The sequence below is a fragment of the Microbacterium sp. GQ128 genome (assembly GCF_059758615.1).
The window spans coordinates 296,645-316,139 of sequence record NZ_JCAXDY010000003.1 but is presented as its reverse complement, the minus strand read 5'-3'; the positions used below and the strand labels follow the sequence as shown (position 1 = coordinate 316,139).

The following is a 19,495-nucleotide window of genomic DNA, read 5'->3' as shown; positions in this document are numbered from 1 at the left end:
CTCTCGCACGATTCACACCCGGCACACAGACTCACGCGTGCGGGTCAATTTACGATACATGTATGTATCGGATACACCTGTGTATCCAATCAGCACCCCTCGGAGGAACGCGTGTCCACACTCCTGTCCTCGCTCGGCCGCTGGTCCTTCCGGCACCCATGGCGAGTCCTCGTGTCCTGGCTGCTCGCACTCGGCATCGCCGGAGCCGGAGCACTCGTGCTGGGAGCGGGAACCGACAACACGTTCTCCATCCCCGGCACGGAATCGCAGGCCGGTCTCGAGCAGCTCTCGCGCTCGTTCCCGCAGGTGAGCGGGACCAACGCGCAGTTCATCGTCGTGGCCGCCGACGGTGACGAGATCACGGACGACGACTACCGCGACCACATCGAGGATGCCGTCGACGAACTCGGCGACCTCGACGGCGTGCTCGCCGCCACCTCGCCCTACGACGAGATGGTCGAGGGCATGATCAACGACGACGACACGGCGGCCATCGTGCGCGTGCAGTTCGACGGCGAATCCACCGACGTCTCGGACGAAACGAAGGATGCGCTGCGCTCCGTGGTGAGGGACCTCGACGCCGAACTCCCCGACGGCGCGCAGACCTCCCTCGGCGGCGACCTCTTCGCGATCTCGATCCCGGGCGTCACGCTCACCGAGGCGGTCGGCCTCCTCATCGCGCTGCTCGTGCTGATCGTCACATTCCGCTCCTTCGTGGTGGCCGGCCTGCCGCTGCTCACGGCGATACTCGGCGTCGGCATCTCGATGGCGGGGATCTTCACCGCGACCGCCTTCGCCACCGTGTCCTCCACCACCCCCCTGCTCGCGCTCATGCTCGGACTCGCGGTCGGCATCGACTATGCGCTGTTCATCATGGCGCGACATCAGGACCAAGTCCGCGAGGGCGTCGACCCCGAAGAGTCCGCCTCGCGCGCCGTCGGCACGGCCGGGTCGGCCGTCGTCTTCGCCGGTGTCACGGTGCTCATCGCCCTGATCGGTCTGGGCTTCGCCGGCATTCCGTTCCTGACGACCATGGGCATCGCCGCCTCCGTCTCCGTAGCGGTCGCCGTCGCGATCGCGGTCACGCTGACGCCCGCCTTCCTCGGCTTCATGAAGGGGAAGGTCGTGGGCCGTCCGAAGCGCGCGCCGAAGGCGAAGAAGAAGGCCGACGACGACGATGCTCCCGCAGCCCCCGCCCGCGCGAAGGGCAGTGCCCGGTGGGTGAACGGCGTCACCAAACGCCCGATCCTGGTCTCGCTCGCCGTCGTGATCGGCCTCGGGATCGTGGCGATCCCGGCGCTCAGCCTCAACCTCGCGCTCCCCAACGCGGGCGTGCTGCCGAAGGACTCGGAGGCGCGTCAGACCTACGACCTCGTGGGCGAGGAGTTCGGACCGGGGTTCAACGGCCCGATGATCCTCACCGGCACGATCGTCACCTCGACCGACCCGCTCACTCTGATGGAAGACCTCGGGGACGCCGTCGCCGAGGTTCCCGGAGTCAAGGAGGTCGCGCTCGCGACCCCGAACGAGACCGCCGACACCGGCATCGTGCAGATCATCCCCGAGACCGCTCCAGACGACCCGGCGACGGCAGACCTCGTCCGCGAGCTGCGGAGCCACCACGACGAGTGGCTCGACGAGTTCGGGATCGACCTCAAGGTCACCGGCTTCACGGCCATCGGCATCGACATCTCCGACCAGCTCGGCAATGCGCTGCTGCCGTTCGGCATCTTCGTGATCGGGCTCTCGCTCATCCTGCTCACCATCGTGTTCCGCTCGCTGTGGGTGCCGATCACCGCAGCCGCCGGCTACCTGCTGTCGATCGTCGCCGCATTCGGCGTGGTCGGCGCCGTGTTCGAGTGGGGCTGGTTCGCCGACCTGCTGCACGTCGCCAAGGTCGGACCAATCATCAGCTTCATGCCGATCATCCTGATGGGGGTGCTGTTCGGCCTCGCGATGGACTACCAGGTGTTCCTCGTCTCGCGGATGCGCGAGGACTTCGTGCACGACCCCGACTCGAAGAGCCCCGATCGGGCCACGCGCCGCGCTGCCGCGCTGCGCACCGTCCGCAGCGGCTTCACCGGCTCGGCCAAGGTCGTCACGGCCGCGGGCCTCATCATGTTCGCGGTCTTCGTGGCGTTCGTCCCCGAGGGCGACTCGTCGCTGAAACCCATCGCTCTCGGGCTCGCGGCCGGCATCGCGATCGACGCCTTCCTGGTGCGGATGACGCTGATCCCCGCCCTCATGGCGATCCTCGGCGAGCGCGCCTGGGAACTGCCGGCCTGGCTCGAGAAGATCCTCCCCCGGGTCGATGTCGAGGGCGAGGCCGTGGAGCGCGAACGACACCTGGCCGAGTGGCCGGGAGACGGCTCGATCGTCGCCGCCGATGATCTCGACATCAGCGCCGATGCGCCGATCGTCGAGAACCTGTCCCTGCGCATCCCGGAAGGCGGAGCGCTCGTCGCGACCGGTGGCGATGTGCGGGCCCGACGGGCACTCGCGCTCACGATCGCGGGCCGGGTGACGCCCACCGACGGCCGACTCCGTGTCGCCGGCCACCTGCTGCCCGGCCGCGGGGCGTGGGTGCGCTCGCACGTCGGGTGCGTGCTGGTCGACGACGCCGATGCCGCCCTCGCCGATCTCGCCGAGGCGCTGCGCGGAAAGTCGCAGATCGTCGTGATCGACGGGATCGATCGCCTGACCGGCGGCCAGCGCGACCAGGCGGCCGCGATGCTGCGTGATGCCGCGGCGTCGCGCACACTCGCGGTGTTCGCCACCGCCTCCGATGCCGATGTGGCACGGACCACCCTCGCGGAAGCCGGCTGGCCCGCCCCCGAAACTCTCGACACGCGTGCTCCTCGCCGGAGCGCCGCAGAATCCACCGAGGTGACCGCATGACCCTCCCCATCGAGCGCGCGCGCTCCCGCAAGCCCATCACGTGGCTGACCATCCTCGGCGTGCTGCTGCTTCCCGCGGCGGTCGGCGGCATCCTGGTCGCGGCCCTGCAGAACCCGACCGAGCGTCTGGACTCGATGACCGCGGCGATCGTCAACCTCGACGAGCCGGTGACCATCGACGACCAGGTCACCCCGCTCGGGCGCCAGCTGGCCGCGGGTCTCGTCGAGGGGTCGGACGACCTCGACTCCAACCTGACCTGGGTGATCTCGAACGAAGAGGATGCGGCCGACGGTCTCGCCGACGGCTCGTACCAGGCGGTCATCACCATCCCCGAAGAGTTCTCCGCTGCGGCGACCTCGGCCGGTCAGGCGATCTCGGACGGCGGCGGCGAGGCCGAGCAGGCCACCATCACCGTGACCACTCCGGACGACGGTCTCGTCGCCGACGACCTCATCACCGGCCAGATCGCCGATGTCGCGGCCTCGACGATGGGCACCATGCTGTCCGAGGCGACGACCGAGAACATCCTGGTCGGCTTCACCACGATCGGCGACCAGATCGGTGAGGCGGCAGACGGCGCACTGAAGCTCGCCAACGGTGCACGGGACGCCGCGACCGGTGCCGCGGCGATCCCCGAGGGCGCGACGAAGCTGGCTTCGGGCGCGGGCGAACTCGGCTCCGGAGCGTCGTCGCTGGCCACGGGACTCGACACGATCGCCGGCAAGACGCGGGAGGCGGCGGCGGGTGCGGCGCAGATCGGTTCGGGGCTGACCGGCGGCGCCGCGACGCTGTCGCAGAACGGGCTGGTGCCTGATCGCCTGTTCGAAGGCGCGAACGGTGCCTCCCAGTTGGCGGGGGGAGTCGCGAAGGGCGTGACCGGACTCTCGGCGGGTATCGATGGCCTCGTCGCGAAGTGCGCTGCGGCAGCCACCCCGGAGTTCTGCAACGAACTCAGTGCGCTCGCGACGAACGCAGACAAGCTCGTCGGCACGGCGAACACCTCCGCAGGCGCCGCAGCCGGAACGGCCGCAGGGCTGACCGCATTCGACACCGAGGCCACATCGCAGCTCTCCTCCCAGATGACCCAGGCGGGCGCCGGGGCGACACAGCTGTCGGGTGGACTCACGCAGCTCGCCGACCAGGGCATCGCCGCATCCGCCACCGGCGCCCGTGGCATCGCCACCGGTGCGACCCAGTTGTCCGACGGTGCGACCGCCCTCGCCGACGGCACGACCGAACTCGCGACCGGGATCGACACCCTGGCGACCGGAACCGGCGACCTCGCGGGTGGGCTGCGCACGGCATCCGACTCGCTCCCCTCGTTCAGCGACAGCGACTCGAAGTCGCTCGCCTCGGTGATCGCCGACCCGGTGTCGTCGAACTCCTCGATGGACACGATCTTCGGTCCGACCGCGATCCCGCTCCTGGCTGCCGTCGTGCTGTGGTTCGGCGGACTCGCCACCTTCATCGTGATGCGCGCCCACACGGCGCGCACCCTCACCTCCCGACGCTCGTCCGCCGCGCTGACGCTGCGCGCGTTCGCACCCGCGGCCCTGATCGGCGCGGGACAGGGGCTGCTGGTGTCGCTGATCGTGCAGATCGTGGCGAGCTACGACGCCGCCGCGTGGTGGGCGTTCGCCGGAACAGCAGTGCTCGCTGGCGTGGCGTTCGCTGCCGTGAACCAGGCACTCGTCGCACTGTTCGGCGGCGTCGGACGCTGGATCTCCGCGCTCGTCGGGGTACTCGCCGTCGCGACCGGTCTCATCTCGACCGTGCCCGGGTGGCTCTCCAGCATCGGCGCCGCCCTCCCGACGGCTCCCGCGTTCGCCGGGCTGATCGCCGGAAGCGGTTCGGCGGTCGCGGCACTGGTGGTCTGGGGTGTGCTGTCGCTGATCGCCACGACGCTCGCGGTGACGCTGCGACGCACGACCTCGGCCAAGGCGGTCCTCGCCACCGCCTGACCTGCTCCTTCCTCTGCCAAAACGGAGACCATCCGCTCCCGGCCCGGCGTGTCACGTCATGACGCGCCGGGCCGACCGCGTTCCGTCTCCGTTTCGCCGCGCCTGCGAGGCCGAGGAGGTCAGGATGCCGGCGCGAAGGTGCGCGCCGCCTCCAGCAGCAGGCGTGCGCCGAACCCGGTGGCCCCGGCGGTGCGCCAGGAGTCATCCTTCTCGGTCTGCATCGTGCCGGCGATGTCGACGTGCGCCCACGGGGTGTCGCCGACGAAGTGCGCCAGGAACAGGGCTGCGGTCGTCGCCCCGGCGAACTGACCACCGAGGTTCGCGATGTCCGCGATCTCGGAGTCGAGCTGCTTGCGGTACTTCTGCTCCAGCGGCAGCTGCCACACGGATTCGTCGACGGCAGCGGACGCCGCGCGCACCAGGTCGACCGTCGACTGGTCGTTCCCGAACACCGGCGCGGTCGCGGCCCCGAGCGACACCAGCGCGGCGCCGGTCAGGGTGGCGATGTCGATGATGGCATCCACCTCGTCTTCGTTCGCGAGCACGAGTGCATCGCTCATCACGAGGCGACCCTCGGCGTCGGTGTTCTTCACCTCGATCGTCGTGCCTCCACGCGCGGTGAGCACATCACCGAGTTTGTACGCCGTGCCGGAAGGCATGTTGTCGGTGCACATCAGCCAGCCCGAGACCTTGGCCTCGACCCCGGCGTCGCGCAGCCCGACGAAGGCACCGAGCACGGCCGCCGCCCCTCCCATGTCCATCTTCATGAGCAGGTGCATCGGGTCGCTGGGCTTGAGGCTGATGCCGCCGGAGTCGTACATGATGCCCTTGCCGACGAGACCGAGATGCCGCGTGCCTCCGCCGTCGGGGGTGTAGACCAGCTTGATCATGCGAGGCTCCTCCACGGAGCCCTGGTTCACGCCGAGCAGCCCGCCGCAGCCGAGATCGATGAGCGCCTGCTTGTCGAAGAGCTCGACCTCGAATCCGAAACGGGCGCCGAGCTCCACGGCGATCTCACCCATGTTGACCGCGGTCAGGTGTCCGGGAGGCGTGTTCGCCAGGTCGCGGGCGACCACGGTGGCCCTGGCCGCATTGCGGGCGGCCTCCACCGGCGCGGCGCTCGCCCCGGGGACGTCGATCGTGAACGCGGACAGCGGGACGTGCTTCGAGGAGGCGTTGAGCACCGTGTAGCGGTACCGGGCGAGCAGGGCACCTTCGGCGAGTGCCCGCGCGGCGTCGGCCGCGTCCACACCCGCCAGGTCTTCGATCCGCAGCCCCAGTGTCGCGCGCCGCGATGCCGCACGGGCGAGCGTGGCCGCGGCGTCGCGGAGCCCCCGCACCCCCGCGTCGTCACGGGCGCCGAGTCCGACCAGCACCAGATCGGGCTCCCCGGCGCGGGGCAGGAGGAGCGACGTGCCGGGAGCCGCCGTGAAGGCCGCGTCTTCGAGGCCTGCGCGGTCGAATCCCAACCCGGCCGGAACATCGCCGTCGGAGTACACCCCGACCCCGAGGGCCTCGACATCTGCGCCGATCTCCCCCACCCGCACGTCCACGGCGTCGAGCGCGTCCAGGCCGGGGGTCGTCTTCAGATCCGCGGGGATCAGCTTGTTCGGTCTGCGGTCCATGGGCTCTGCTCCTCATGTTGCGGTTCTTCGTTGCGAGTGTTCGTCGTAGCGAGTCTTCGTCGTGGCGAGTTCTTCGTGGATGGCGCCGTCCGTGTCGGCGCCTGCCGGGCGGGGCGTGCTCAGCCGACCATGTCGACGGGCGAGCCGGGCCCCCAGGGGATGCCGAGGAGGAACCACACCACGTACAGCGCGGTCCACGACAGCAGCATCCAGACGGCATACGGGATCATCAGCGCGATGATCGTGCCGATCCCGGCTTCCTTCTTGTATCGCTGCGCGACGGTCACCATGAACGGCAGGTAGACCATGAGCGGGGTCAGCACGTTCACCGGCGAATCGCCGACGCGGTAGGCCGCGAGCAGCGTCTGCGGCGCCACATCGAGCGACGCGAAGATCGGGATGAAGACCGGCGCGAAGATCACCCACTTCGGCACCAGGCCCGGAAGGATGAAGTCGAGGATCACGATCACGACGATGAACGCGAGCAGCAGCACGATCGCGGGCACGTTCGCCTGCTCCAGCAGTTCGGCGGCCGAGATGGCGGCGACGGTGGGCAGGTTGCTCCAGTTGAACAGGGCGATGAACTGGGCGATCATCAGGAACATCACGAGCAGGCCGCCCAGGCTCCCGAACGTCTTCGCGATCGCCCCGACCGCGGCCGAGCCGCCCCGAAGCGTCTTTGCCCCGGCGCCGTACGCGATACCGCACACGAGGAACGCGAGCGAGATGATGAAGACCAGGCTCGCCATGAACGGCGTTGTCCCGATGATGTCGCCCGTCTCCGGGTCGCGCAGCGGTGCGCCGGGCGGCAGGGTGAGCGCGAGGATCAGCGCGACGAAGCCCAATAGCGCCCAGAACGAGAACTTCAGCCCGCGGGCCTCGGCATCGTTGTCGACGCCCTCGCTCTCGTCGGCGATCGTCATCTCCTTGCGATCGTAGGAGCCGAGGCGCTTCTCGGTCACGAAGACGGTCACGATCAGCGCCACTGCCGTGAGCAGGAACGTCGACACGATCCCGAAATAGAAGTTCTGCGTCACCTCGATCGGCTGCATCCCGGCGCTGGTGAGCACCTCGTTCGTGATCTCGGTGAGCATGCTGTCGCTCGGGGTGATCAGGATGTTCGCCCCGAACGCCGCGCCGACGCCCGCGAACGCGCCGGCGAGACCCGCGAGCGGATGCCGCCCGACCGTGAGGAACGCGGCCGCGGCGAGTGGCACCAGGATCAGGTACCCGGCATCCGTCGCGACCGACGACAGCACACCGACGAAGATCAGGATGAACGCGAGCCACCGACGCGGTGCGACCTTGACGACGCGGCGGATCATCGCCCCCATGAGCCCTGCGTGCTCGGCCACGCCGACACCGGCCATCGCGATGAGCACGACCGCGACCACACCGAAGCCGGCGAAGTTGTCGACGAAGGACGAGAAGAAGAAGCGGATGCCGTCGATCGAGAGCAGGTTGCGCACCTCGAACGTCTGCTCCTCGATCGTGTAGTCGGGGATCTCCGCGGGCATCCCGGTCGTGGTGTCGTAGACCTCCCAGTTGCCGCCGAAGCGCTCGTTGACCTGGGAGAACTCGTCCTTCGGGACCGGGATCACGACGTCGTCCGTGACCGACACCCCGATCCAGGACAGGATGGCGGAGAGCACCGCGATCAGGCCGATCAGGTAGACGAACATGATCGTCGGATCCGGCACCTTGTTGCCGACCTTCTCGATCCAGTTCAGAAACCCTTTGCTCTCGGCATCCGAGGCACCCACCGACTTCTGCGCAGCCATAGCCCCCATGATCGTGTCGAGCGAGAAGCTCCTGCAAGCACACCCCCTAGAACTAGGGGGGTCGCCGCGATCCGGAGCGCGCCCTATCGTGGGGCCGTGGACCCGATCGTCGCGACCCTCGTCATCCTGCTGTGCGCGGTGATCGCCTTCGTCTCCAACCGCATCCCGCTCGGCGTCGTGGCCGTCGGCGTCTCGGTGGCTCTGTACCTGACCGGGGTGCTCGATCTGGGGTCGGCTCTCGCCGGATTCGGTGACCCGACGGTGCTCTTCATCGCCTCCCTGTTCGTGGTCAGCGAGGCGCTCGAATCGACCGGCATCATCGCGTGGGCGGGGCAGGAGGTCGTCGCCCGCTCCGGCACCGGCCGTCGACGCCTGCTGTTCACGATCGGGCTGCTGACCGCCGCGATGACGGCCGTGATCAGCGTGAACGGCTCGGTCGCGTCGCTCCTGCCCCTGGTCGTCGTGGTCGCCGCCCGCGCCGGTATCCGCCCCTCGCAGATGCTGATGCCGCTCGCCTTCTCGGCCCATGCCGGGTCGATGCTCGCCCTAACCGGCACCCCGGTGAACATCATCGTGTCGGAGGTCGCCACCGACAACGGCGCCCGGCCGTTCGGCTTCTTCGAGTTCGCCCTCGCCGGGCTCCCGCTGCTCGTCGGCACACTCGCGATCATCCTGCTCCTCGGCAACAAGCTGCTGCCGGAGCGCACTCCGGCCTCCGCGCCCATCGATCTCGAACGGCTCGCGTCTACGCTGCGGGCCGACTATGCCCTCTCTCCCGACCGGGCGCTCGTGTCCGCCTCGCGCGGGGTCGCCGAGGTCGTCGTACCCCCGCGTTCGAGCCTGATCGGGCTGCATGTGTTCCCCGGCATGTGCACGCCCTCCGGGGACCTCGTCGTGCTCGGGGTGCGGCGTGGGCAGGAGGCGCTGGACGAGTCCGGCACCGATCTGCAGGCCGGCGACGCCCTGCTTCTCGACGGGTCCTGGGACGACCTGCACCGGCACACATCGAGGCGCGACGAGGTGCTGGTCGTCGACGCCCCACTCACCCTCCGCCGCTCGGTGCCTCTCGGGACGGGGGCGAAGCGCACCGCCGTGATCCTGGTCGCGATGATCGTGCTGCTCGCGACGGGGATCGTGCCGGCCGCCATCGCGGGTCTTCTCGCCGCCGGAGCACTGATCCTCACCCGTGTCGTCTCGATCACTCAGGCCTACCGCGCGATCTCCTGGACGACGGTCATCCTCGTGGCGGGCATGATCCCCCTCTCCACGGCTTTCCAGGAGACCGGCGCCGCGCAGCTGATCGCCGACGGGCTCCGCTCGCTCCTGGGCGACGCGGGACCGCACGCGGCCGTGGCGGTGATCGTGTTGATCACGCTGGTGCTCGGACAGCTCATCAGCAACACCGCGACGGTGCTCATCGTGGCTCCGGTGGCGGTCGCTCTGGCCGCCGCGATGGATGCGTCGATGCTCCCGTTCCTGATGGCGCTCACGATCGCCGGAGCGGCGGCGTTCCTCACCCCCGTCGCGACGCCGGCGAACCTCATGGTGATGGAGCCCGGCGGCTACCGCTTCGGCGACTATGCTCGCTTCGGCTGGCCGCTGATGATCTTGTTCTTCGTGGTCGCGGTGTTCTACGTGCCGCTGATCTGGCCGTTCACCGGCTGACCGGCCTGCTGGTCGGTCACAGGTTCTGCAGGACCAGCCCGTCTTCCACGGCTCGCCGGAACAGGTCGACCTTGGTCGGTGCGGCCCGATCGACGGCCGCGTACTTCACCCGGATGCGACGGATATGGTCGAGGACGGTCTCGCGCGACAGGAACAGGGTCTGCGCCACCCGCTCGGCCGTCTCCCCCGAAGCGTAGAGGGAGAGCACCTCGGACTCGCGGCGGCTGAGGTGCGCCGCGACGAACTGATGGTCGGAGTCGAGCGCGGCGGCCCATTCCGATGTCGCGAGGATGTGGCCCTGAGCCGCCCGCCGCACGGATGCGGTGATGACTTCGAGCGAGTCGGACTTGTTGATCATGCCGGCGGCCCCCGCCCGCGCAGCCTCGCGCAACTGATGCGGCTGGTCACCCGCGGTGTAGGCGACGACGCTCGCTCCGAGCGGCTCGAGGGTGCGCAGATTGTCGGCCGGTGTGGACCCGTCGGACAGTGCGAGATCCAGCAGGATCACGTCGAGTCGCCGAGAGAGGCTCGCGACCTCGGCAGCCGTCGCTCCGCTGGCCGCCACCCGGATGCCGCCGCTGCGGTTGAGGATCGTGGCCATGCCGAACAGCATCGCGGGATGGTCTTCGACGATTCCGACGAGTACGGGCATGTGGGCTCCTGCCTCCGGCGCGCTCCCCTGCGATGAGCATACAACCGCGTATCGCGGGCGTCGTCGGCATGTTTCCGCACGCGTCAGACGCACGAGACCCGTCCGGCGGCTCGTGCCGCGGACAGGTCTCGGGTCAGTCTCCGAGGAGACTCAGCTCAGGCCGGAGTAGGCGTGCAGTCCCTTGAAGAACACGTTCACGATGGTGAAGTTGAAGATCACGGCCGAGAAGCCGACGATCGCGAGCCAGGCCGAGGGGTTGCCGCGCCAGCCGCGGGTCGCGCGGGCGTGGATGTATCCGGCGTAGATGACCCAGATCACGAAGGTCCAGGTCTCCTTCACGTCGAAGCCCCAGAAGCGGCTCCAGGCGTAATACGCCCAGATGGATCCGGCGATGAGGGTGAAGGTCCACAGGATGAACCCGATGATCGTGAACATGTACGCCAGGCTCTCCAGGCGCACCGCGTTCGGGAACGTGCGGAGGAACCCGGGCCCGGTCTTCGCGGCGCCCTCTCCGACGAGACGCTCACGGCGCGACTGCATGAGCTGGATCACCGAGAGGGCGAACGCGAGCGCGAAGAACGCCGTGGCGAGCGACGCGACGAACACGTGGATGACGAGCCACACGCTCTTGAGCGGATCCATCAGCGGCGAGACGTCGACGTAGAAGTTCGTCGCCCCCAGGCCGAGCAGCACCACGACGAGCCCGGTGATGAAGGTGCCGAGGAAGCGCAGGTCCAGGCGCGTGAGGACGACGAGGAACACGGCAACGATGAGCAGCGTGCCCATCATCGCGAACTCGTAGAGGTTCGCCCAGGGCACGCGGCCCGCGGCGATGCCACGGGTGACCGCTGCCGCGAGGTGGAAGACGAAGCCGAGCACCGTCAGCGAGGTGCCGATCCGCGCCATCACGAAACGCTGCGTCGGGACCTCTGCACCGGGGGCGCCCGAGGCGGCGACGGTGGATCCCCCGCCGGCGCCGACGAGCACCGACTCGCGGACCGTCTGCGCGTCGGCCGTGGCCTGCGAGCGCCGCGCGAGATCAAAGGCGTAGGCCACGAAGGCCGCCGCGTAGATCGCGATCGCCGTCCACAGCAGGACCGGCGAGATCACGTTGAGCTCGAGCATGGTGTCAGTCTACTTTCCGGGTGTCTGGGGCCGGGGCGTCCGACGCTGCGGACTCCTCCGCGGTGTCGTCGTCGGCGGCATTCGTCTCGGTTCGCACGGTGGTGCCGCCCGCCGCGTCGAGCAGTCGTGCGTGACCTGCGACCAGGTCGTCCACGGCGGCCGCGAGCGTGGGGTCCTCACCGCGGGCGAGCGCGGCATACTCGAGAGCGATCTCGCCGTCGTGCGCGGTGGCCTTGACCCACACGCGTCGACGCGGCACGAACAGCGCGATCATGAGCCCGCCGAGGGCGAGCAGCGCGAAGCCGAGCACCCACACGCCGGACTCGTCGCGGTGGATCTGCAGCGACGCGAACCTCTTCACCGATTCGGAGGCATCCGTCGCCCCCGCCGGCGACTCGTCGTCGAAGGTGACCGAGCCGAGGCCGTTCGGCAGCTGCGCGGTCTGCCCGGGGACGAGCTCGATCGATTCGACGTCGGTGCTGCGACCGGTGAGCTTGGTCATGCCGGTGGTGTCGAGCACGTAGACCGAGCGCGGCACGCCCTCGTTGATGCCGAGGTCGCCGGTGTACACATCGAGCGTGAGCGTCGGGTTCGTGAGGTCGCCGTAGGCGGAGAAGAAGGCGCCGCTCTCGAGCACACCCGTCGTCGGGTAGAAGAACCCGACCAGTCCGACCTGCTCGGCCAGGCCGTCCGGAATCTTCAGCACCCCGAGCGAGGTCATGTTCGTGTCCTGCGGGAGGAACGGCGTGCTGTTCGTGAAGACGACGTTGCCGTCCGGGTCGCGCACGGTCACGGTCGGCGCGTAGCCGTTGCCGAGCAGGAACACATCGTCGTCGGCGACCCCGAGCGGCTCGTTGACCTTGACGGCTCCTGTGCGCTTTTCGCCGTTCTCCTGCACGGTGACGTTGGCCGAGAAGTCGCCCGCCTGGCCCGAGCCCGGCTCGCCGAAGGGCTGGTAGGTCACGTCGAACGAGTCGAGCCGCATCGAGTACGGCGAGAAGGCGTCGTCGCCGACGAAGCGGCCGCGGTTCATCGAGTCGTAGTCGAGCAGGGTGTTCGCGAAGGTCTCGCCTTCGACCAGCACGCGCTGGCCCGTGTACGAGAAGCCGCCCCCGACGCCGACTGTGACCAGCACACCCACGAGCGCGAGGTGGAAGAGCAGGTTGCCGGTCTCGCGCCAGTACCCGCGCTCGGCGGAGACCGAGAACGTGCGGCCGCGGTCGTAGCGCTCGACCCGGTAGCCGAGAGCCTTGAGCTGCTTGGTGGCGACGTCGATGGATGCCGCAGCCTCAGGTTCGGCGTCCCCCGTCTTCGTCCCCGAGTCGGCGGCGGGATCGCGGGTCACGGCACGGTAGTCCTCGAGCCGCTGCAGCCGTGCGGGGGTGCGCGGCGGACGGGCGCGCAGCGCCTTGGCGTGATGCTTGATGCGCGGGATCACGCAGCCGACGAGCGAGGCGAACAGCAGCAGATAGATCGCCGAGAACCACGGCGAAAGGTACACGTCGAACATCTTGAGTCCGTCGAGCACCGGGAAGAGGTCGGGGTTGTCGCGCTCCCACTGCGTGACGCCGTTCGGGTCGGCCATCCGCTGCGGGAAGATCGAGCCCGGGATCGCGGCGATCGCGAGCACGAGCAGCAGGATCAACGCGGTGCGCATCGAGGTCAGCTGACGCCAGCCCCACCGCAGCCAGCCGACGAACCCCAGCCGCGGCTGGGTGATCGAGTCGTCGCCGTCGACGTGGTCGGACGGGCGGAGCGGATCGCTGGAGTCGCTGTTCACGGCACCCTTGTTCTTCGTGGTGGTCTTCTCGGGGCGGGTCTTCTCGGAGTGGTCAGAGCGGGAGGATGACACTGCCCATCACCGCCGTCAGTCGAGACATGATGTCGGTCCACAGGCCGGTGACCATCAGGATGCCGAGGAGGATCAGCAGCACCCCTCCGATGACGTTCACCACACGGATGTGGCGGCGGAGGAAACCGATCGCCTTCGTCGCCCAGCCGAAGCCGAGTGCGACGAGCAGGAACGGGATGCCCAGGCCGAGCGAGTAGGCGAGCCCGAGGAAGCCCGCGCGCACCGGGTCGCCGGCGTTGAACGACAGCGCGAAGATCGCCGTGAGCGTCGGGCCGAGGCAGGGCGCCCAGCCGATGCCGAGCGCGATGCCGAGCAGCGGAGCGCCGATGATGCCGGCCTTGGAATCGACGTGGAAGCGGAGCTCGCGCTGCGCGAAGCCGAACAGGCCGAGGAAGACCAGGCCCATGGCGATGATCACGACACCGAGGATGCGCGTGATGATCTCGCCCCACTGCAGCAGGAACACGCTCGCCACGCCGCCGAGTGCGGTGATGGAGACGAACACCAGGCTGAAACCGAGGATGAACAGGAGTACGCCCAGCACGAGTCGGCCCCGTGTCGTCGTCTCGGCCGCCTGGGTCGTGGTGCGTCCTTCGCCGTCGGCGATGACGGCAGGGCGCGGCGCGACCGCACCGCCGAGGAATCCCAGGTAACCCGGAACGAGCGGCAGCACGCACGGCGACAGGAACGAGACGAGTCCCGCGAGCATCGCGACCGGGATCGCGATCCAGAGAGCGCCGGAGCCGATGATCGCTTCGGGGTTCACAGCACTACCGGCCAGGTCACGAGTCCTCCGCGAGCGCGTCCTTGACGAGCGTCGAGAGGATCGAGGGGCCGTCGATCGGACCGATGATGCGCGCGGCGACGCGACCCTGCTTGTCGAGCACGAGCGTGGTCGGTGTCGCGGCGATCGGCGTGACCTTCGCGAAGGCGAGCTTGGCCTCGGCGGTGTCCACGTCGATCAGACTCGGGTACGTGATGGCGTACTCCTCGGCGAACGCGACGGCGGTGTCGGCCTGGTCGCGGGTGTTGATGCCGACGAACGAGACGTCTTCGTCGCCGAACTTCTGCCACACGGCTTCGAGGTCTGCGGCCTCGAGCCGACACGGTGCGCACCCGGCGTACCAGAAGTTGACGACCGTGACGTTGCCGGCGATGTCCGCGCTGTCGAACTTCTCCCCGGTCTCGGTGACTCCACCGAACGCCACGGGCTCGCCGCGCTCGGCGACGGGGATCTCGACGACCGCTCCGTCGGCGGCGACGTAGCCGGTGTTCTCACCGTTCAGGAACGATTCGCTGACCGGATCGGGAGCGCAGGCGCTCAGACCGATGGCGAGCACCGCAGCGAGCGCGGCACCGACCGCACGGCGTGGAAGCCGGGTGCGGGAGGAGCGGCCGCTGCGGATCTGACGGACCGTCGAATCGCGTGGCACGACTCCGAGTTTACGCAGAGGAACCTATGCGCGAGGTGGATGCAGGACGGCCTGCGAGGGGCGTCAGAACCGCGCCAGGACGTCGTCGACACCGGCCCGGAACCGCGGGCAGGTCGCGATGTCGTGGGCCCGGCACCCCATCGCATGCTCGGTCATTTCTCGCGACCGACGCATCTCCTCCATGCGCCGATCGAGGTCGTCCAGGTGCTGTTGCAGCACCTGATGCCGTCCGGCGCTTCCGTCGTCCAGCAGCACGGCGATCTGCTCGAGGGTCATCCCCGCCGCTTTGCTTCGCTGGATCACGGCGATGCGCACGACCTCGTCCTCGCCGTATCGGCGGCGTCCGGCCGAGTCGCGCGGCGGCCGCAGCAGACCCACCGATTCCCAGTGCCGCAGGACGTTGGTGGGCAGCTCGAATCGGGCGGCGACGTCTCCGACGGACCACGGATGCTCAGCGCTTGACTTCATGTTGACATGAAGTCACAGACTGACGGAGAACGCAACCTCCATCGGGAAGGACACCCATGTACGACGCCATCGTGATCGGCGCAGGACCGGCAGGACTGCAGGCCGCTCTGACCCTCGGACGCATGCACCGCTCGACGCTGCTCCTCGATTCGGGCGAGTACCGCAACGGCACCGTCCTGCACATGCACAACATGGTCGGCGAAGACGGCGCACCGCCGGCGGAGTTCCGCGCCACCGCCCGCGCGGAGCTCTCCGCCTACGCCGACGTCGAGATCCGCGACACCGGAGCGACCGGCATCTCCGGAAGCGAGGGCGCGTTCCGAGTCGCCCTCGCCGACGGCTCGACGGTCGAGGGACGTCGGGTCATCCTGGCCACCGGCGTCGCCGACGACCTCCCCGACGTCCCCGGACTGCAGGGCCTGTGGGGAACGCTCGCGTTCAGCTGCCCGTTCTGCGACGGACACGAGCATGCGGACAAGCCCATCGGCATCCTCGGCGCACCGCCGCGGGCCGCCCATCTGATCGGGCTGCTCGGGCGCATCGTCGGCGACATCACCGTCTTCCCCGTCGACGAGGTGTTCTCCGACGAGGACATGCGGATGCTCGAAGCGACGGGCGCACGGGTGAGCAGCACCCCGGTGACCTCGGTCGAGAAGGACACCGACGGTGTGCGGATCCGCACGGACAGCGACGAGCGCGCGGTCGCCGGCATCTTCGTGGCCTCGGGGGCGATGCGCCAGCGGGCACCCTTCGCCGCGGACCTCGGGCTGGCCATGCTCGAGTCCGGATCGATCGAGATCGACGACTTCGGCCGCACCTCGATCCCGGGTGTCTTCGCCGCCGGCGACCTCGCCCACCGCGCCAGCCTCCCCGCCCCAATGGCCTCGGTGCTGCTGGCAGCGGCGGCCGGTCAGCTCGCCGCGGTCGGCATCATCCAGTCACTCCTCGCGGCCGAGCACTGACCCGCCTTTCGAATCGCGCAAACGGTCGCATCCCAGACGCGAGAAGACCATCTGCGCGATTCGAACGGGTCAGACCGCGCCGACGTCGATCGCGGAGCCCGTCGCGGCGGGCTCCGCGTAGGCGACCTCGCGCCAGACATCGCCGACGCGCTCGAACGAGGTGACGCTCGACAGAGCGCAGCGCCGGGTACGCGGGTCGTGCCGCAGCGGCAGACCCGCGACGCGGAGGTGCGTGATCCAGATCGGGGCCTGGTGCGACACCATCACGACATCGCCGTCCGGCGCTGCGTCCCACGCTTCGTCCATCACTCCGAGCATCCGCTCCGCGATGGAGGTGTACGGCTCACCCCAGCTCGGCACCGAGGGCTGACGCAGGTGCCACCAGTTGAACGGGTTGAGGAGGGAGCGACGCATCTGCGTGCCCTCGAACACGTTGGCCGGCTCGATCAGGCGGATGTCGATCTCGGGCACGAGGTCGAAGCGCTCGGCGAATGGCTCCGCCGACTCCTGCGCCCGCTCGAGCGGCGAGGCGTACAGGGCGACGACGGGGCGATCGAGCGATCCCACGTGGTCGGCAGCGGCCGCAGCCATCCCCCGGCCGGCCTTGCTCAGGTGATAGTCGGGAAGCCGACCGTAGAGCACGCGAGCCGGGTTGTGCACCTCGCCGTGTCGGACGAGATGCAGTCGAGACGCCGTCATGTCACGCCTTGCGGTAGCGGGAGTCGCCGAAGCCGAGGATGAAGTACCCGATGAACGAGAACACGAAGAGCAGGAAGAAGGAGAAGAACCCGCCCTTTCCGAAGCGGGCGCCGACCTTGACGGCGACGACGATCGCGAGCACCACGTTGGCGATCGGCACCAGGTAGAGCAGCACCCACCAGCCCGACATCCCGGCGATGCGCAGCAGGAAGATGGCGTTGACGATCGGGATGAGGGCGAGGATGCCCGGGTAGCCGGCCTTGGTGAACACCTTCCACCAGGCGACGGCCAGGAGGATGTAGAAGATCAGCGCCACCACGCCGGTGGTCCCGGAGAAGAACTGGCTGAGGAAGTCGGGGACGACCGGGACGTCGGCCGCGGGGACGAGGGCGAGATTCATGGGGCACCTTTCGTTCACAGCCACCCTACTGACCGACGGACCCCCGCCGGGAGGAGTCGCACACCCCCGTAGAATGGCCGGGTTCCCCATTTCCCAGATCAGAAGGAATACTCCGTGCTTCGCACCCACTCGGCAGGCTCTCTGCGAGCCGAGCACATCGGTCAGACCGTCACCCTCTCGGGTTGGGTCGACCGCCGTCGTGACCACGGAGGAGTCGCTTTCATCGATCTGCGGGATGCCTCGGGCATCGCCCAGGTCGTCATCCGCGACGAGGAGATCGCCCACCCGCTGCGCAACGAGTTCGTCCTGAAGGTGACCGGCGAGGTGTCGCTGCGCCCCGAGGGCAACGCGAACCCGAACCTGCCGACGGGCGAGATCGAACTCATCGCGACCGACGTCGAGGTGCTGAACGAGTCCGCACCCCTCCCCTTCCAGGTCTCCACGGCTGTCGCCGACACCGAGACCGTCGGCGAGGAGGCGCGCCTCAAGTACCGCTACCTCGACCTGCGTCGTCCTGCCCAGGCCGCCAACCTGCGCCTGCGCTCGAACGTCTACAAGGCGATCCGCGACGTGCTGCACGCCGAGGACTTCACCGAGGTCGAGACACCGACCCTCACCCGCTCGACGCCCGAGGGCGCCCGCGACTTCCTGGTGCCGGCCCGCCTGAGCCCGGGCAGCTGGTACGCCCTGCCGCAGTCGCCACAGCTGTTCAAGCAGCTGCTGATGGTCGGCGGTGTGGAGAAGTACTTCCAGATCGCGCGCTGCTACCGCGACGAGGACTTCCGCGCCGACCGCCAGCCCGAGTTCACGCAGCTCGACATCGAGATGAGCTTCGTCGACCAGGAAGACGTCATCACGCTGATGGAGTCGCTCATCGTGGCGATGTGGAAGACGATCGGTGTCGAGGTCGCCACCCCGCTCCCGCGCATCACGTACGCCGACGCCATGGCCAAGTACGGTTCCGACAAGCCCGACCTGCGCTTCGGCCTCGAGCTCGTCGAGGCGACCGAGTACTTCCAGGACACCCGGTTCCGTGTGTTCCAGGCGGAGTACGTCGGTGCGGTCCGCATGCCCGGTGGCGCGAGCCAGCCGCGCAAGCAGCTCGACGCCTGGCAGGACTGGGCCAAGCAGCGCGGCGCCCGCGGTCTCGCCTACGTCCTGTTCAACGAAGACGGTTCGCTCGGCGGCCCCGCGGCCAAGAACCTGTCCGAGGCCGAGCAGGCCGGACTCGCCGCTTTCGTGGGCGCCGAGCCGGGCGACTGCGTCTTCTTCGCCGCCGGTTCCACCAAGGAGAGCCGTGCGCTGCTCGGTGCCGCCCGCGTCGAGATCGGCCGTCGCCTCGGCTACCTGAACCCGGACGAGTTCGCGTTCACCTGGGTCGTCGACGCTCCGATGTTCGAGCCTGCGGCCGACGCCGTGGCCTCGGGTGACGTGGCTGTCGGCGCCGGAGCGTGGACCGCCGTGCACCACGCGTTCACGGGTCCGAAGCCCGAGTTCCAGGACACGTTCGACACCGACCCCGGATCCGCTCTCGCCTACGCGTACGACATCGTGTGCAACGGTTCCGAGCTCGGCGGTGGCTCGATCCGCATCCACCGCGAAGACGTGCAGAAGCGCGTGTTCGAGGTCATGGGCATCAGCGACGAGCAGGCCGACGAGCAGTTCGGCTTCCTGCTCGACGCGTTCAAGTTCGGCGCTCCGCCCCACGGCGGGATCGCGCTCGGCATGGACCGCGTGCTGCAGCACCTGTCGAAGACCGAGTCGATCCGCGAGGTCATCGCGTTCCCGAAGTCCGGAAACGGCTTCGACCCGCTGACCTCCGCTCCCGCGCCCATCACCGACGCGCAGCGCGCCGAGGCCGGCGTCGACTTCGAGCCCGAGGGCGACGAGGCCTGACGCCGAGACCCCGCTTCACCGCCGAGACCCCGGGCAACCGCCATCCGCAGCCCGGGGTCTCGGCGCGTATCCGGGGCC

Annotated in this window: 15 protein-coding genes; 5 read left to right on the top strand and 10 right to left on the bottom strand. The window is 69.1% G+C overall.

Annotated elements, in window-relative coordinates; translation table 11 throughout:
- Nucleotides 1-111: 111 nt before the first annotated feature.
- Entirely contained in the window at nt 112-2,898 is a 2,787-nt protein-coding gene (locus AC6CHX_RS11725) for an MMPL family transporter (RefSeq protein ID WP_498272959.1), read from the top strand.
- Nucleotides 2,895-4,859, top strand: coding sequence for a YhgE/Pip domain-containing protein (locus AC6CHX_RS11720; protein WP_498272958.1), 1,965 nt, complete (start codon nt 2,895-2,897; stop codon nt 4,857-4,859). Before AC6CHX_RS11725 ends, AC6CHX_RS11720 begins: the two co-directional genes overlap by 4 nt.
- 119 nt (nt 4,860-4,978) lie before the next feature.
- On the opposite strand, the gene AC6CHX_RS11715 is transcribed toward AC6CHX_RS11720, so the two are convergent.
- Both AC6CHX_RS11715 and AC6CHX_RS11710 read right to left on the bottom strand, forming a co-directional pair.
- Nucleotides 4,979-6,484 (bottom strand): leucyl aminopeptidase family protein, encoded by a 1,506-nt coding sequence (locus tag AC6CHX_RS11715; protein WP_498272957.1) that lies wholly within the window; start codon nt 6,482-6,484, stop codon nt 4,979-4,981.
- Nucleotides 6,485-6,603: 119 nt separating this feature from the next.
- On the bottom strand, nt 6,604-8,265 hold the full coding sequence (locus AC6CHX_RS11710; protein ID WP_498272956.1) for an AbgT family transporter: 1,662 nt from the start codon (nt 8,263-8,265) through the stop codon (nt 6,604-6,606).
- 96 nt (nt 8,266-8,361) lie between these two features.
- Here AC6CHX_RS11710 and AC6CHX_RS11705 point away from each other — a divergent pair, with 96 nt between their 5' ends.
- A complete protein-coding gene (locus tag AC6CHX_RS11705; protein WP_498272955.1) occupies nt 8,362-9,930 on the top strand; it encodes an SLC13 family permease in 1,569 nt (522 codons plus the stop codon).
- A 16-nt stretch (nt 9,931-9,946) separates the two neighbouring features.
- Here the strand turns inward: AC6CHX_RS11705 and AC6CHX_RS11700 are convergent, their stop codons facing one another.
- From AC6CHX_RS11700 to AC6CHX_RS11675, 6 genes are all read right to left on the bottom strand, one after another.
- Nucleotides 9,947-10,582 carry a response regulator gene (locus tag AC6CHX_RS11700; RefSeq protein WP_376103497.1) on the bottom strand — a complete coding sequence of 212 codons (636 nt, stop codon included), beginning with the start codon at nt 10,580-10,582 and terminating at the stop codon, nt 9,947-9,949.
- Between the two features lie 150 nt (nt 10,583-10,732).
- The gene (gene ccsB, locus AC6CHX_RS11695; protein WP_452326089.1) at nt 10,733-11,707 is read right to left on the bottom strand and encodes a c-type cytochrome biogenesis protein CcsB; all 975 of its coding nucleotides are present in this window, start codon (nt 11,705-11,707) and stop codon (nt 10,733-10,735) included.
- A gap of 4 nt (nt 11,708-11,711) precedes the next feature.
- Nucleotides 11,712-13,559 (bottom strand): cytochrome c biogenesis protein ResB, encoded by a 1,848-nt coding sequence (resB, locus tag AC6CHX_RS11690; protein ID WP_498272954.1) that lies wholly within the window; start codon nt 13,557-13,559, stop codon nt 11,712-11,714.
- Nucleotides 13,540-14,325 carry a cytochrome c biogenesis CcdA family protein gene (locus AC6CHX_RS11685; protein WP_498272953.1) on the bottom strand — a complete coding sequence of 262 codons (786 nt, stop codon included), beginning with the start codon at nt 14,323-14,325 and terminating at the stop codon, nt 13,540-13,542. Before AC6CHX_RS11685 ends, resB begins: the two co-directional genes overlap by 20 nt.
- Before the next feature lie 16 nt (nt 14,326-14,341).
- Complete coding sequence (locus AC6CHX_RS11680; protein WP_498272952.1) at nt 14,342-14,992, bottom strand: TlpA family protein disulfide reductase; 651 nt, start codon at nt 14,990-14,992, stop codon at nt 14,342-14,344.
- Between the two features lie 63 nt (nt 14,993-15,055).
- The gene (locus tag AC6CHX_RS11675; protein WP_376103485.1) at nt 15,056-15,460 is read right to left on the bottom strand and encodes a MerR family transcriptional regulator; all 405 of its coding nucleotides are present in this window, start codon (nt 15,458-15,460) and stop codon (nt 15,056-15,058) included.
- 56 nt (nt 15,461-15,516) lie between these two features.
- Between AC6CHX_RS11675 and AC6CHX_RS11670 the strand changes: the two genes are divergently transcribed.
- Nucleotides 15,517-16,422, top strand: a complete 906-nt coding sequence (locus AC6CHX_RS11670) for an NAD(P)/FAD-dependent oxidoreductase (RefSeq protein ID WP_498272951.1) — start codon at nt 15,517-15,519, stop codon at nt 16,420-16,422.
- A gap of 69 nt (nt 16,423-16,491) precedes the next feature.
- Here AC6CHX_RS11670 and AC6CHX_RS11665 read toward each other — a convergent pair whose 3' ends face one another.
- On the bottom strand, nt 16,492-17,121 hold the full coding sequence (locus tag AC6CHX_RS11665; RefSeq protein ID WP_498272950.1) for a histidine phosphatase family protein: 630 nt from the start codon (nt 17,119-17,121) through the stop codon (nt 16,492-16,494).
- Nucleotide 17,122: 1 nt separating this feature from the next.
- Entirely contained in the window at nt 17,123-17,521 is a 399-nt protein-coding gene (locus tag AC6CHX_RS11660) for a DUF5684 domain-containing protein (protein ID WP_452326094.1), read from the bottom strand.
- 114 nt (nt 17,522-17,635) lie between these two features.
- On the opposite strand from AC6CHX_RS11660, the gene aspS reads away from it, so the two are divergent.
- Complete coding sequence (gene aspS, locus AC6CHX_RS11655) at nt 17,636-19,417, top strand: aspartate--tRNA ligase (protein ID WP_498272949.1); 1,782 nt, start codon at nt 17,636-17,638, stop codon at nt 19,415-19,417.
- Nucleotides 19,418-19,495 lie beyond the last annotated feature (78 nt).

Coding starts and splice junctions, on each gene's coding strand:
- AC6CHX_RS11660 (WP_452326094.1), bottom strand. CDS start 17,521: ATGAATCTCGCCCTCGTCCCCGCGGCCGACGTCCCGGTCGTCCCCGAC.
- AC6CHX_RS11710 (WP_498272956.1), bottom strand. CDS start 8,265: ATGGCTGCGCAGAAGTCGGTGGGTGCCTCGGATGCCGAGAGCAAAGGG.
- AC6CHX_RS11700 (WP_376103497.1), bottom strand. CDS start 10,582: ATGCCCGTACTCGTCGGAATCGTCGAAGACCATCCCGCGATGCTGTTC.
- AC6CHX_RS11665 (WP_498272950.1), bottom strand. CDS start 17,121: ATGACGGCGTCTCGACTGCATCTCGTCCGACACGGCGAGGTGCACAAC.
- AC6CHX_RS11675 (WP_376103485.1), bottom strand. CDS start 15,460: ATGAAGTCAAGCGCTGAGCATCCGTGGTCCGTCGGAGACGTCGCCGCC.
- AC6CHX_RS11720 (WP_498272958.1), top strand. CDS start 2,895: ATGACCCTCCCCATCGAGCGCGCGCGCTCCCGCAAGCCCATCACGTGG.
- AC6CHX_RS11715 (WP_498272957.1), bottom strand. CDS start 6,484: ATGGACCGCAGACCGAACAAGCTGATCCCCGCGGATCTGAAGACGACC.
- ccsB (WP_452326089.1), bottom strand. CDS start 11,707: ATGCTCGAGCTCAACGTGATCTCGCCGGTCCTGCTGTGGACGGCGATC.
- AC6CHX_RS11670 (WP_498272951.1), top strand. CDS start 15,517: ATGTACGACGCCATCGTGATCGGCGCAGGACCGGCAGGACTGCAGGCC.